This window comes from Methanoregula sp. (assembly GCF_002835825.1).
Taxonomy (GTDB): Archaea; Halobacteriota; Methanomicrobia; order Methanomicrobiales; family Methanospirillaceae; genus Methanoregula.
Map to the genome: position 1 here is coordinate 1 of NZ_PIZH01000014.1, position 13,346 is coordinate 13,346.

A 13,346-nucleotide genomic window follows, 5' to 3' on the forward strand; every position below is an offset into this window, starting at 1 on the left:
GGATCACCTTCCTTCCGTGTTTTTTTATAAAATTATTTATTGCTTTCTGTTTTATTTTCTTATAATGATAATTTTTTAAGATAATTATGCGACCATATCAGGTATGGGGAATCGACAGAATAATTCCACTCATGGATGAAATCCCTTGCTCAAAGGAGGAGTGGCGGAGCGATCTCTGCTGGGGCGGGACACGGGATCCTGTAACAGAATACCCGCTATCAGAACACCAGCACCCGCTGGTGCTCGGCATGCACATTCCCCGGGGGATAGAACAGGATCTTACCAAGCCCCGGGAATCCGATGTCAAGGACTGCGTTTAAGTCCTTGTTTTTCGTGAGCCCCCGCTTTTGCAGGGACGGTACGAGCACAAAGAAGTGGAGGTTCTCGCTTCCCGCCACCGCATTGATCACATCCTGGATCGTGAAGAGGGGGGACTCCGCGGGTGCCCGGTGTGCCCCGGCAACCGAGTACACACCGTCTTCAAGGAAGACAACGCGGGTCAGCACGCCCTGGTGGGCACAGGCAACGGCAAACGAGACTGCCCCAAGCACCATCTCGGTGCTGTACGGGGATGAGGTGACGAGGATCGTTACCGGGGGAGCGGTGCTGCTCTTCTCGGCGCGGTCAAAGGAGACCGTTATCCCTTTCTTCGGGAAGTTGATCGAGCCGGCATTGGATGAGAGGATGATATGCGGGCGCTCGAACCGGTCGACAATCGCGTTCAGGTCGCGGATATGGAACGGCTTGATGGCGCAGGTCGAGATAACCGATCCCTTCCCGTCATCCCAGGTGCTGTACCCCCTCGCCGTCGCATACCGGTTGCAGGCAAGGAAGAGGCTTGAAACATTCTGTTTTGCCGCACGGTCATGGATCTCCTCGAGACCGTGCCCGACATTCTCCGATTCGGTCGGGTGCTGGGCAGTGTGTCCCATGTGGATGCCGTCAAGGTACGCGTACAGTTCCGGTGAGAGCCGTGCCTCGATGCCGGCGTTCAGGCACCGCAGGGCATACACGGCGGAGAGATGCATGTAGGGCGACTCGCCCTGGAGCCAGCCGATGCCATCGGGAAGCGGCGGCCGGTTCTGCCGCACGAGCCCGACCACGTCCTTCCAGAACGAGGGATGGTTGTCCGCGGCAAGGCTGTTGTTGTCGATCACCTGTTCGGGATATTTCATCTTCAGGCGACCGGCCGATACCCCGCGGAGATCCAGCTCCTGCCGGTCGCAGACGATCCTGACCGCGGTCAGCGAGAGGATGACCGACCAGACCTGCACGGTCTCGGCATCCTCAAGGCTGTATAATGCGTCCCCGGTTAAGAGGAACGTGACGACCGGGCTCTCGGCCGGGGCCCGGTGCATCAGCGACTCCGGGTAGAGCTGGACAAAGAAGAACTTGAGACACTCCTCGATCCACGAGAGCCGCTCAACGGACAGGCTGCCGGAAAGGAGGAAAAAATGCGTTGTCATGGTCAGGAACTCATTCTTTTCAGGGTTTCATTTTCTCGCCAGCCGGATCTCCCAGTGCCCGTCCGGCAATTGTGCGATCTCCATAGAGAGGCCCCCCTCCCGTGCAATCCGCGGAATGAAGGTTGTAACGGCGGGGAAATTATCGCAGGTAATGAATAATTCCCCTGACGGGGATAAAGCCTTTGCTTTTTTCTCTACGACTGACAGGCAATACGGGCTCGTTTTACCGGAAATATCGAGTTTCTTCTGTTTTGCCACGGAATAAACCCCGGTTCAGGCAGATTACGGTATCTCTCATTCTTTTGTCCCGGGATAAAAATCCCTGTGCTGCCATGCCTGATCACAAAAAGTAAACCCAATAAGGAAGTACACCAAACATGAGCAACCATGAGTGACGAGAAGATAAAAAAGGCAATAGAAGAAGCAGGAATTACCGAGAAGATCACCTGCCCGCAGGCGTTTGCAATCGCCGAGAAGGCAAAAGTCTCACGGAAAGCCGTGGGCGAGTACTGCACAAAGAACCGGATCAAGATCCGGGAGTGCCAGCTGGGCTGCTTCAAATGAGCAGGTTCCTCTCCGTCATTCCCGTAGCGGATGCCGTAAAGGCAGTGGAACGGATCGCCCCTGCACCGCAGGCAGAGACAGTCCCGATCGATGCATCCGCCGGGAGGGTGCTGGCAGAAGATATACGATCGGATACGGACATTCCCGGCTTTGACCGATCGGTTGTCGACGGGTACGCGGTCCGGTCGGCCGATACGACCGGTGCGGGAGACTCGATCCCCGCGCTCCTCCGGTGCGTGGGGAGGATCGCGATGGGAAACCTGGATTCATCGCTCGTTATCGGGAATGGCGAGTGCGCTTACATACCCACGGGGGGCATTCTCCCGCAGGGCGCCGATGCAGCGGTGATGGTGGAATATACCGAAGTTGCCGGTGACACCATACTCATCAGGAAGGCGGCATCCCACGGAGAGAATATCATCAGGAAGGACGAGGACTTCCGGTCCGGAGAGCGTGTCTTTTCCACCGGCCGCAGGCTCACGCCGCAGGATGCCGGCGTCCTCGCCGCCTGTGGCTGTGCGGATGTCACCGTGGCAAAAAAGCCCGTTGTCGGGATCATTTCGACCGGTAACGAACTCGTGCCAGCCAATGTCGTGCCCGGGCCCGGGCAGGTGCGGGACGCAAATGCCCCGATGCTTGCCGCATGGCTTCTTGAATACGGCTGCCTGCCGCGGCGGTACGGAATCGTAAAGGATGAGCGCGAAGCGTTCGAGGCCGTGATCACAAGGGCGGTTGCAGAATGCGATGTCGTGCTCCTTTCAGGAGGGAGCTCCAAGGACGACCGGGACATGACGGCAAGCGTCATTGCATCGCAGGGTGAAGTGCTGGTCCACGGGATTGCGCTCGCGCCGGGCAAACCAACCATCATCGGGACCGTCGGCAGCACACCGGTCTTCGGGCTGCCCGGACACCCGGCCTCGGCCTTTGTCGTCCTGATCGCGATCGTCCGCCCGCTGCTCGACCGGATGCTCGGGCAGAGTGAGCCCCTCGTCCGGACCGTGCGGGCAACGCTTTCCGAGAACATCCCCTCGCAGCGAGGGAGAGAGGAGTACGTCCGCGTGAAGGTGAAAGACGGGATCGCGACTCCGCTCTTTGGCAAGTCCGGCCTCCTCAACACGCTTGTCCGGAGCCAGGGGCTGATCCGGATCCCGGCCGGCTTCGAGGGGCTTGAGAAGGGCAGCACCGTTGACGTTATTTTATGGTGATCCACCCCGGGGATAAGGCCACCCTGCTCCAGTCGATGCCTCTTTTTTTACAGGCCGCTTACACGCAATCCTTTTTCCGGGCGGCAACACCGAACAGTGCTCGGACAACCGGGATTCTCCTGATGATCTCGTAGCAGGCAAACGTCAAAAGGAGACTGAGGAGGACGATAAGCGTGTATTGCACCGCGGGCGGGACAGGAACAGTGATGAGGAAGTACGCAACTGCCACCAACACGGCATGATGGATGATGTATACCGGGTACGATGCCGCGGACAGGTATGTTGTGATACTGTTGGAGAAGTTGAGCAGGTACCTCCCTGCACCCAGGAGGGCAAGTGCCCCGGTCCAACCGGTCAGGACGAAGAGCGGGGATGACCCCCAGAAGAATTCTCCGTGACCGAGCGCGATCCCGCCAATCCACATGACGCCGAGGGTGAGCGCGATCCATACCACAACGAGAAGCGCCCAATTGTCTTCCAGGGAGACCTGGACCTTTTCAATCGAAACCAGGGAGTACCCGCTAAGGAAGAACAGGAAATACGACAGGAACGAATACCCTGCCACATTTGGGCCGGCTGCGTTCAGGAGCCAGGCCGGGACAAAGAGGAGGAAGAGAACGGGAAGGGGTATGGTGAAGGAGGTGAACCGGGACCCCAAGAACCGCCGCCAGAGAAGGATCGGGCCGAGTGCGGCAAGCGAAACGAGAAACAGGAACAGGATGAACCAGAGATGATCCACACTGAAGTCCCCCACCATCCCGTTGGTGTACGGAAAGGTGGAGGCTGTGCTGAAAAAATGCACGACTGCCCCGGCATAACTGCCGTCATAGCCGGTGTTGAATTTCAGGGCAAAGTAGGCAATAACAGGGCAGACGATGACCACACCGGCAAGGAAGGGGATAAGCAGCCGCTCTGTGCGTTCTCTCAGGTACGCGAGGGGCGTGCGTTTCTGTAACGCGAACTTCGTGCTGATGCCGGCAATGCAGAAGAGGAGCGGCATGATCCAGGGCTCAATGGCAACCGTGAGGCAATGCGCTGCCACGGAAAAGTACGGGGACAGCACATAGTAGCTATACCAGCCGGTACAGAAGACGAAAGCGGCGTGGGTCGGGAAGAGCAGGAGGATTGCTATCCACCGCAGGTTGTCAATGAAATGCAGCCGGACCATGAGATGATCTGATATTCGATACCGGGAAAGAAGACGGTTACGCTATGGACTGCCCCCGACCAACCTTTTCAGTTCGCCGGTGCAGCCCTCTTCGCGTGCCATGCCAGCAGGTATGCAAGGACCATCCCCGCAATGAAGGCAAGCGTGATCGAGCTGACGAGTGCAAGGAACCCGATGACCGCGGTCACTGCGAGCGAATCGGTCTTCAGGCTGTGGCGCCCCATCTCGATCCCGACAAAGACGAGCAACGCGCCGAGCACGCCGACTGCAATGAGGGAGAGGACCTGCGGCGAAGTAAAGAAGAGGGCAAGCACAATGAAGATGATGCCCGCATAGATATTCGCCCCGCCGGTGCGGGCCCCGTACCGGTACTGCCCCGCAAGCCCGCCGGCACCATGGCACATCGGGAACCCGCCGAACGGGACCGAGGTCAGGTTCATCAGGCCGATGGTGGTGGAGAATTTTTTCGGTGGCACATCCCGGCCGAACAGGTCCTTGGTCAAAAGCGAGGTGGCGAGGATGGCATTTGCGATGGTGAGGACGAGCTGGGGAAGGACCAGCTCCGATACGGCAGGGATGACATCCGTGGTGAGGGGGATCACGAGCCGTGGTGCAGGGATCAGGCTTATCGGGGGCAGACCAAAGAGCATGATGCCCCCCACAAGGCCCACGACGATGACACAGATCGAGGAGAGGTCGGGGATCCCCCGGAACCGGACCAGGAGGAGGAAGCCGACAATGACAGCGATCCCGATCCCGAAGAAGAGAGGGTCTTCGATGATGAACCCGGCTGATGAGCGGAAGAGGAGGAGGGCAAGGCCGAGCTGGATACCCCGCACAACGCTCTGCGGCACGTAGCGTTCGATGATCTCAAAGAAACGGCCGTAGCCGAGGATGAGGAAGATGACACCAAGGATTATACCGGCAACAGCGATCTCGCCGGATGAAATCCCCCCGGTCGCACCCGCGGCAATAACGACAACGGCGATCGCTTTCATCGGTTCCAGCGGGATGGGCAGCCGGTAATACAGGCCGGTGAGGATGAACCAGATCCCAAAAAAGAGCAGGATGTAGCGGGGGTCCACATCCGAGACGAGCGCAACGGCAAGGATGAGCGGGATGATGGTCCCAAAGTCCCCGAGAGATCCTGCAAGCTCCGTGAGGGAGAACGAGAGCGGGAGCGGGGAGTCTTTGTTCATGGACGCAGGCACGGGCGGCGGTCGCCCGTGTTTATTACAATAAAGGGATTGACCGAAATTAACCTTTATTAAGACGCTTTACCGGTCGCCGTCGGGCATGCATTCAATAAATTTATCTGTTTGTTCACTGTAACAGTCACTAAGGTATGCTATGGCGGATATGTTCACGGACCTTTTGATCTATATCGGTATCGGGGTCATCACGTTTGCCATCGGGATGGTACTCGGGTACCAGCTGCTGGTTATGTACTACACGAAACGGTTCCTCGTTGTTGCAAAGGAGTGTTCGGATGCTGACTCGGTCGTCCCGCTCGTGGACGAGCTTGCGAGGGAGTCGTGAGGGTGGAACTATGGTAGACATACTGAGTTATTCCCTGGTCATGGTCACCTGTTTCTGTTTTGGCCTGATCGTCAGTTTCCAGGTAGCGCATATCCACTATGCAAAAAAACTCACCACACTGGTGCGCCGCTCTGTATCCACAAAGACCATTGCGCCGGTGCTTGCCGAATACGAGACGCTCAAACCCCGGAAATAATCTTTTTTCTCGTTTTTTTCGGCCGCGTTCCCATCGCGGGCACGTTTATCACGAGCGGCCCCGGCCTGCCGCAAATCAAATCTCTAATACGAAGAAGGCCAATACTACGGTAATGCGTTGTACTGTGCTTGCCAGCGGGAGCAAGGGCAACTGTGCCATCATCGAAGGCTCATCCGCCACCCTTTTGATCGACGCGGGCCTCAGCGCGAAGGAACTCTTCCGTCGCATGGCCATGGCCGGTCTCGACCCGGACGCGATCAGCGCCATCCTCGTCACCCACGAGCATGGCGACCATATCCGCGGACTTGACGTGACCGCACGGAAACTCGATATTCCGGTCTATGCAACCGAAGGCACGCTCCGCGATTTCCTGGGATTCCGCAAGGTGTCGAAAAAGCCGCTCGTCCACCATACCTGCCGGTACCATGAACGGTTCATGGTCGGGGACATCTCCGTTGAGCCGTTTGCCACCTCGCATGACGCGGCAGAACCCTGCGGGTTCATTGTCAGCGAGGGCGACTGCCGGATCGGGTACTGCACCGACACCGGGGTCATGACCCCGCAGATGCACTCCCTCCTCCGGCCCTGCGACGGGATCGTTCTCGAGAGCAACCACTGCCCGGAGATGCTGGCAAACGGGCCGTATCCCGAATCGCTCAAGCGGCGGATCCGGTCAAAGCACGGCCACCTCTCCAACCAGGCCGCAGCCGAATGCCTCCACGGCTTTGGAAAGGATGTACCCCACATCATCCTCGCCCACTTGAGCGAGATTAACAATACGCCTGAGAGAGCACGGGGCACGGCCCGGGACGGTCTTGGTCTCTTTTTTGAGGAAGAGCACGTGGTTGTGGCAACGCAATGTGGGAGCTGCCCTGCATCGCCGCAGGAGATCCGGCTCTGAACGGATCCATGGATCCTCACCGGTAAGAAATGATTATGTTCATCCCCCCACCCATGTAAGATCAGCAGGGAACACCGCGATGCTCTTCCAGGATTTTGCACAGACCTGCGGGCAGCTGGAGAAGACCTCCGGCCGGCTCGACATGATCGAAATCATCAGCCAGGTCCTCCCTGGCCTGACCGATGAGGAGCTGCCGGTCTTTGTCCGGTTCGTGATGGGCCGGATCTTCCCGGACTGGAGCAGCAGGAAACTTGGCATCGGGCCAAACCTCCTGTACGAGGCGGCCGGGTACGTTGCCGGGGTGAAAAAAGAGCAGGTGATCGACAAGATCACGGCAACCGGGGATGTCGGTACGGCGGTTGAGGAACTCCTCGCGGAGAAGTCCCAGACCACATTCTTCCACGAGGACCTCGAACTGGTGCAGGTGTACAACGAGCTGATCGCCATTGCCGATACGGAGGGGAAGAAGTCCCAGCGGGAGAAAGGTCTCGCTGTTCGCCGCCTGCTGGGAAACGCCCGTCCGATTGAGGGGCGGTACCTTGCCCGGATCATGCTCGAAGAGCTGCGGATCGGTGTCGGGGAAGGGAGCGTGCGGGAAGCTGTGGCAAAAGCGTTTGCAGTCGACTCCTCTCTTGTTGAGCAGGCCCAGCAGGCCAAAAACGACATGGGCGAGGTGGCCCGGCTTGCCAAGACCGGTCCCGCTGCGCTGGAGGACGTGAAGATCACGCTTTTCCACCCGGTCCGGATGATGCTGGCCCAGCAAGGGTCCATTGCAGGAATGATCGAAGAGCACGGCGAGATCGCGGCGGAGTTCAAGTACGATGGCTCCCGCTTCCAGTTCCATAAAAAAGGCAACTGGGCCCGGCTCTACTCGCGGAGGCTCGAGGACGTGACCGCGGCGCTGCCGGATGTCATCGGGCAGTTGATGGGCGCAACCGACCACGACGTGATTCTTGACGGCGAGGTGATCGCAATCAAAGATGGCAAGCCGATGCCGTTCCAGTCCGTGCTCCGCAGGTTCCGGCGCCGGCACGATGTTGCTGAGGCACAGGAGAAGATCGAGATGGTGCCAAACGTCTTTGATATCCTGTATCTTGACGGCGAGACCCTCATCGGTCTCCCGTTCTTCGAGCGCCGGAAGAAGCTGGAGAGCGTTGTGAAGATGTACATCGCCCCGCAGACGGTCAGCAGCGAGCAGGAAGCGATCGAGAAGACCTACAACGATGCCCTTGCCGCAGGCCACGAGGGGATCATGATCAAGGTGCCGTCCTCGCCTTACTCCCCGGGCCAGCGGGGGAAGAACTGGATCAAGATCAAACCCGAAGTGGACACGCTCGACCTCGCGGTGATCGGCGCCGAGTGGGGCGAGGGGAAGCGGGCCCATGTCTTCGGCTCGTTCCTTGTCGCCTGCCAGGACCAGGGAAAGCTCCTCCCCTTAAGCAGGGTCGCAACCGGATTCTCTGACGAGCAGCTTGCCGAAGTGTATGATCTCCTCAAGGACACTGTTGAGCGGAAGGCGGGAAAAGAGGTCACGTTCGAGCCTACGCTCGTCTTCGAAGTCGGGTACGCGGAACTGCAGGCGAGCGTGAATTACGAGGCGGGCTTTGCCCTCCCCTTCCCCCGGTTCATCCGGATCCGGGACGACAAGGATATCTCGGATATCGAGACCATCGAGAGCATCCGGGCCCGGTACCAGCGGCAGGCGAACACGGCGCAGGCGTATCAGAATTAGTAAAATCTGTCAGTGTCTTTTCTTTGTCTCTGGTAAGATGGAGAAGAGTGAAGACTGTTCTGTGTAGGATAATTCTTGTCTTCCCGCGATCGCCCCCCTTGCGCCAGCCCGCCCCGAGGGGCGGGGGCGCAGGTGATGCCGCATTATTACCCGTACAAGAAATTCTACAATGATTCGAACAGGTTATTGATGCCGCCGCGGGGCGCCCTTCGGGGCGGCGGCAGTTCATCACAATCGGGGGTATGGGGGCATCAGCCCCCATCTTACGAATGATAATTTTCACAGTGAAGAAAATTGACCATGACTCGAACAGGAAACAGATGTTATTCGAAGACTGGTGACCCATTTTCCTTTTTTATCAGATTTTTTCCTCACGAGAAAAACTCCCCCAGCGTCCGCTGCGTCCGCAGTTCGGGGATCAGCGTGCTGTGGTGTACCCAGCTGTCAGAGCCAATCACGGAGACCGTGTGGGCTACCGCAGCATCGAGCGTCGGGAACACCAGCGGCGGGGCAGCCATCGCCTTCCGGGTTGCCTCCCGGATCACCCATGTCCCCAGCGGCGCCCAGTATTCGTTCGAGACACTCCGGACAACGATGACGCGGGCAGACCGCCGGATGCGATCAAGGTACTCGCAGACGGCGAGCCGGGCCGAGTAGTAGGCGCCCGTGATAGGGGAATAGCCCTGCTTTTTCATCCCTTCGCGGTCCTGCACAATCATCTCCTCCTCCCCGCCCCAGAGGGTGTGCGCCCCCCAGACCTCGACCATCTCGTACCGCCAGTCGCCCGGCACGAGAATGCAGGCAATGCGGTTGCCGAAGATTTCTCCGGAGAAGACAAGGATCTCCTCGATCGGGGCGTTACGGGCGATCTCCTTTTTCAGGTCAGTCGAGACCGTGTCGTCAACTGCCGTGATGGCCCAGCGCGTGGGAACGAACCGCCGCCGTTTGCCAAGGAGCCCCGCGGTCATCAGCTTCGAGACCTGGTACACATCAACGGATTCGTTTGCCAGCGCAATGCAGGCCTCGGTTGCGGGGAGATCGGTGTCGGAGGTGATCCGGTCCACCACCCGCTCCACCCTCGCGCTGCCGATCACATCCATCTTCTTCACGGAACCGGTCATCCCGACCGGCGCCATGGTCCCGTCAAAGGTGAGCGAAAACGAAACCGGGCGCTCGAAGGCAACATCCACATCCAGCGGGACGGACGAGAGCGCAATCTCCTGAAGGCTCCCGGCGACAGGGGTGAGGGCAGAGCTTCCCCGGAGCGTGCGGGCACGGATGCCCACGATCTCGTCCATGCCGAGATTTCTCTTCAGCCAGTCAGGAGGATTGTCCGAGTCATCGATTAAGAGCGGGCCTCCCTGCACATCGGGATAGCCGAAACTCCCGATGAAGACCGAGGGGGAGCTGCCCTGGTAGCTCGCGGACGGCTTTGCCATCGAGGCCGCCTGTGCGTGGAACCGGCTCACGATGGGGCAGCGGGGGAGCCCACAGAGACCCTTGCCCTTGCATTCGGCACACCGAATCATCGCTGTACTAAAACCTCCTGATGAAGGATTAGGCCTGAAGAAGAATTAATCCGGATCTTTTAGGTCATGGGACGGGAGAGCGGGGGGGCTTGTAATGATCGTGACCTGCGGGGAAGAGGCCGGTGCCTGCACAGGCCGGACCGGCGCTATGACAAATTTGCTCTCCAGCTCCGAGAACGAGACCCGCCAGCCGACATCATAGCGCGCCCCGCATTCCGGGCAGATGAGGATGACGCGAAACACCTCGCGGGTGGACTTGACGGGGTTGTCCTTGTCGGCGTTCGTACCAAGGAACGAGGTATGAAACCCCAGCTCGTACCCGCAGGACGGGCAGATGCGGAACTCGCTTCCGGCTTTGACCGTGGTGATGGGCCCGGGTGCTGTCATAGGACTAAAGAATGGATTAGGATCTTTTGTGGAATTAACATTGCCTGCGCCCGGCAACTGCAAGGATGATCTCCATGGCCTTCTCCCGGCCGTTGGCCGAGCCTGGAGTTGCCTGGAAGGGCTGCGGCACGATCTTCATGGCCTCGGTGAGTTTTTCTTCCAGGGTTTCCGCAGTGAGACTCCTTCCATCGATGGAAACCCCCGCCCCCATCTCAACGATCTTCTGGGCATTGTTCTGCTGCTCGGGGTGTTTTGGGTCCAGGATAATCAGGACAGGTTTTCCAAAACTCATGGTCTCGTGGAGCGTTGTCAGGCCGCCGTGGACGATCGCGACCTTTGCTTGTGCCATGTGCTCGTACAGGTTTTTGACATAGCCGTGGGTCAGGAAGTTGCCGGACGATTCCGGGAGCCCCGGGGTCGTGGAGAAGACATCGAAAGTCTCGTCCTCGTGCCGGCCGGCAACTTCGCGGAGCATAAGGTACATCGGGAGCTTGTAGGGTTCCCCGCCGAAACTGGCAAAGATGGTCTTCTGTTCATGGACGTACTGGCACGGGTCCAGCATGTAGAACGGGCCGGTATACCGGTACCGTTTCTGTTCGGGAATGGGGATCCGGATATTATACTGGCTGATCGTGTTCGGTGGCGCAAAGTCGGGGATGATGACTTTTTTTGCGAGCCGCAAATACCCACGGACAAGACGGGAGAGGAGCCGCCAGAGCGGGTTTGTCTTCCCGTTCGGCCCGCAGAAATGGTTCTGGTTGGTGATAAAGACAACCGGCACACCCTGCAGCCGTGCCGCGAGCACCCCGCCGTACATCGTGTCGCAGACAACGCAGTCGTACTGGTGCTCGCGGATGAGAAGGAAGACCCGGCCTGCCGACCGGATAAGATCGAGGAGGAGGAACTTCGAGTGCCAGAGGGTCCGTCTCATGCTGAAGAAACCCCCCTTGCCCTGGAGGCAGACCTCGCGGCGCACGCGATGGAGCACCGAACACCCGTGCTGGTTCATGAAGGTATAGGACTTGCCGTACCCTGCATAGTGGACCGCATGTCCCTGCTCTTCCATAAAATGCCCGAGATGGAGGCACCGGGACGCATGCCCCAGCCCCTCCCCGCAGACCACAAAGAGGATCTTCATTCCAGCGCTTCAGGACAGGTTTGTCCTGATGAATGATGAATTATGGGGTCTCGCCGCCGGGCTCTTCGGGGATAAGGATCCATGCAGCGAGGTAAACGATGATGCCGGTGCCAAGGGAAATGAGCGTAAGCGCAGCCCAGATGAGGCGTATGACCGTGGGGTCGGTGTCCAGATGGTTTCCGATCCCGGCGCAGACTCCCGCGATCATGCGGCCATCTTTCGGGCGAACGAGCTGTTTCATACCGAAAGAATGGGGATTTTCGGGCATTAATCCTCGCTTCTGTATCCCGGGCTGCCATAACCGAGAGATTTATCTCCCGGACGCCAAGATTGAGAATAGACCGGTATGGCTGGGACAGGAAGTACCCGCACGCTTGCTACCTTTGGGGCTGGCTGTTTCTGGGGCGTGGAGGAGGCGTTCCGCACCATCGACGGCGTGATCAGTACCGCCGTCGGATACATGGGCGGGTTTGTTGAAAGTCCAACCTACGAGCAGGTCTGTACGGGGGAGACCGGCCATGCCGAGGTGGTGCAGGTCACGTACGACCCCGCCCGCGTCAGCTACGAGAAACTGCTGAGCGTTTTCTGGTCTGTCCACGACCCGACCCAGCTCAACCGGCAGGGGCCGGATATCGGGCCGAACTACCGCTCGGCGATCTTCTTCCACAACGCAGAGCAGGGGACCCTTGCACGGAGGTCAAAACTCGACATCGAGCTCTCCGGGAAATATGGATCGCGAAGCATCATGACCGCCATCCAGCCGGCCGGACCGTTCTACCGCGCCGAGGAGTACCACCAGCAGTTCTTCAAAAAGAGGGGCGGCGGGCGCTGTCATCTCTGATCCTCTACGTATTTCCCGGTTTTTTTCGCATTGTTTATCAGCAGTCCCGAAAATACCAACGTACCATGGACATCTCCGGAACCATCCAGCTTGTCGCAACGCTTGCAGAAGTGGCAGTTGCCCTGATTGCATTCCTGATCGCCGTACAGAAGAAGAAACTCTACGGCTGGTTTATCGGCATCACGTTCACCCTCTTCGTTGTCTTCGACCTTGCCCGCATCTTTACGCTGGAGATGCCGGCCGAGCTGCACGCGCTGGTGCTCCTTATTGCCTGCATATCGATGGTCTGTGCCGTATGGCTCCTCTGGAGATCACGGTAGACGGGACTGCCATTCACAGGATTTATCAGCGGAACCGCACCACCTGCATACCATGGACATCTCAGGGGCTATCCAGCTCATCGCATCCGCTGCCGAGGCATTCGTTGCCCTGACAGCGGTGATGATTGCCATCCAGAAGAAGAAAGTGTATGGCTGGTTCATCGCCATCACATTCACCCTTTTTGTCCTCTTCAACTGCACCCGGATTTTTTCCCTGCACGTGCCGGAAGAACTGGACGCGCTGGTATTCCTCGCTGCCGGCGCCTCGATGCTCTGGGCAATGGTCCTGATCCGGAAAGACCTATACCCATAGTTCCCTCCCCGCACATGGAACGCAGGCTTATAAACCAGATCGGATAA

17 protein-coding genes are annotated in these 13,346 nt (G+C 58.6%); 9 read left to right on the forward strand and 8 right to left on the reverse strand.

Features of this window, described 5'->3' with window-relative positions; genetic code table 11:
* Nucleotides 1-218: 218 nt before the first annotated feature.
* Together CW742_RS01135 and CW742_RS01140 are read right to left on the reverse strand one after the other, a co-directional pair.
* On the reverse strand, nt 219-1,466 hold the full coding sequence (locus CW742_RS01135; RefSeq protein ID WP_292415582.1) for a DsrE family protein: 1,248 nt from the start codon (nt 1,464-1,466) through the stop codon (nt 219-221).
* Between the two features lie 27 nt (nt 1,467-1,493).
* A complete protein-coding gene (locus CW742_RS01140) occupies nt 1,494-1,724 on the reverse strand; it encodes a sulfurtransferase TusA family protein (protein WP_292415583.1) in 231 nt (76 codons plus the stop codon).
* Nucleotides 1,725-1,853: 129 nt separating this feature from the next.
* On the opposite strand from CW742_RS01140, the gene CW742_RS01145 reads away from it, so the two are divergent.
* Both CW742_RS01145 and glp read left to right on the forward strand, forming a co-directional pair.
* Nucleotides 1,854-2,030 (forward strand): hypothetical protein, encoded by a 177-nt coding sequence (locus CW742_RS01145; RefSeq protein WP_292415584.1) that lies wholly within the window; start codon nt 1,854-1,856, stop codon nt 2,028-2,030.
* Complete coding sequence (gene glp / locus CW742_RS01150; protein ID WP_292415585.1) at nt 2,027-3,235, forward strand: gephyrin-like molybdotransferase Glp; 1,209 nt, start codon at nt 2,027-2,029, stop codon at nt 3,233-3,235. Before CW742_RS01145 ends, glp begins: the two co-directional genes overlap by 4 nt.
* A gap of 58 nt (nt 3,236-3,293) precedes the next feature.
* Here glp and CW742_RS01155 read toward each other — a convergent pair whose 3' ends face one another.
* Together CW742_RS01155 and CW742_RS01160 are read right to left on the reverse strand one after the other, a co-directional pair.
* A complete protein-coding gene (locus tag CW742_RS01155) occupies nt 3,294-4,403 on the reverse strand; it encodes an acyltransferase family protein (protein ID WP_292415586.1) in 1,110 nt (369 codons plus the stop codon).
* Nucleotides 4,404-4,471: 68 nt separating this feature from the next.
* Nucleotides 4,472-5,602 carry a putative sulfate/molybdate transporter gene (locus CW742_RS01160; RefSeq protein ID WP_292415587.1) on the reverse strand — a complete coding sequence of 377 codons (1,131 nt, stop codon included), beginning with the start codon at nt 5,600-5,602 and terminating at the stop codon, nt 4,472-4,474.
* 151 nt (nt 5,603-5,753) lie between these two features.
* Between CW742_RS01160 and CW742_RS01165 the strand changes: the two genes are divergently transcribed.
* The 4 genes from CW742_RS01165 (at nt 5,754) to CW742_RS01180 (ending at nt 8,771) form a co-directional block, all read left to right on the forward strand.
* Entirely contained in the window at nt 5,754-5,942 is a 189-nt protein-coding gene (locus CW742_RS01165; protein ID WP_292415588.1) for a hypothetical protein, read from the forward strand.
* A gap of 10 nt (nt 5,943-5,952) precedes the next feature.
* Nucleotides 5,953-6,138, forward strand: a complete 186-nt coding sequence (locus CW742_RS01170) for a hypothetical protein (protein WP_292415589.1) — start codon at nt 5,953-5,955, stop codon at nt 6,136-6,138.
* A 112-nt stretch (nt 6,139-6,250) separates the two neighbouring features.
* On the forward strand, nt 6,251-7,039 hold the full coding sequence (locus CW742_RS01175; protein ID WP_292415590.1) for an MBL fold metallo-hydrolase: 789 nt from the start codon (nt 6,251-6,253) through the stop codon (nt 7,037-7,039).
* Nucleotides 7,040-7,118: 79 nt separating this feature from the next.
* Complete coding sequence (locus tag CW742_RS01180) at nt 7,119-8,771, forward strand: ATP-dependent DNA ligase (RefSeq protein ID WP_292415591.1); 1,653 nt, start codon at nt 7,119-7,121, stop codon at nt 8,769-8,771.
* Nucleotides 8,772-9,142: 371 nt separating this feature from the next.
* Here the strand turns inward: CW742_RS01180 and CW742_RS01185 are convergent, their stop codons facing one another.
* Genes CW742_RS01185 through CW742_RS01200 form a run of 4 tightly spaced genes read right to left on the reverse strand, consistent with a single transcriptional unit; the run spans nt 9,143 to nt 12,066 of the window.
* Nucleotides 9,143-10,300, reverse strand: coding sequence for a hypothetical protein (locus CW742_RS01185; protein ID WP_292415592.1), 1,158 nt, complete (start codon nt 10,298-10,300; stop codon nt 9,143-9,145).
* Nucleotides 10,301-10,345: 45 nt separating this feature from the next.
* Entirely contained in the window at nt 10,346-10,687 is a 342-nt protein-coding gene (locus tag CW742_RS01190; RefSeq protein WP_292415593.1) for a hypothetical protein, read from the reverse strand.
* A gap of 34 nt (nt 10,688-10,721) precedes the next feature.
* The gene (locus CW742_RS01195; RefSeq protein ID WP_292415594.1) at nt 10,722-11,825 is read right to left on the reverse strand and encodes a glycosyltransferase; all 1,104 of its coding nucleotides are present in this window, start codon (nt 11,823-11,825) and stop codon (nt 10,722-10,724) included.
* A 40-nt stretch (nt 11,826-11,865) separates the two neighbouring features.
* The gene (locus CW742_RS01200; RefSeq protein WP_292415595.1) at nt 11,866-12,066 is read right to left on the reverse strand and encodes a PspC domain-containing protein; all 201 of its coding nucleotides are present in this window, start codon (nt 12,064-12,066) and stop codon (nt 11,866-11,868) included.
* Nucleotides 12,067-12,171: 105 nt separating this feature from the next.
* On the opposite strand from CW742_RS01200, the gene msrA reads away from it, so the two are divergent.
* From msrA to CW742_RS01215, 3 genes are all read left to right on the forward strand, one after another.
* Entirely contained in the window at nt 12,172-12,666 is a 495-nt protein-coding gene (msrA, locus tag CW742_RS01205; protein WP_292415596.1) for a peptide-methionine (S)-S-oxide reductase MsrA, read from the forward strand.
* A gap of 65 nt (nt 12,667-12,731) precedes the next feature.
* On the forward strand, nt 12,732-12,986 hold the full coding sequence (locus tag CW742_RS01210; RefSeq protein WP_292415597.1) for a hypothetical protein: 255 nt from the start codon (nt 12,732-12,734) through the stop codon (nt 12,984-12,986).
* 52 nt (nt 12,987-13,038) lie between these two features.
* The gene (locus CW742_RS01215) at nt 13,039-13,299 is read left to right on the forward strand and encodes a hypothetical protein (protein WP_292415598.1); all 261 of its coding nucleotides are present in this window, start codon (nt 13,039-13,041) and stop codon (nt 13,297-13,299) included.
* Nucleotides 13,300-13,346 lie beyond the last annotated feature (47 nt).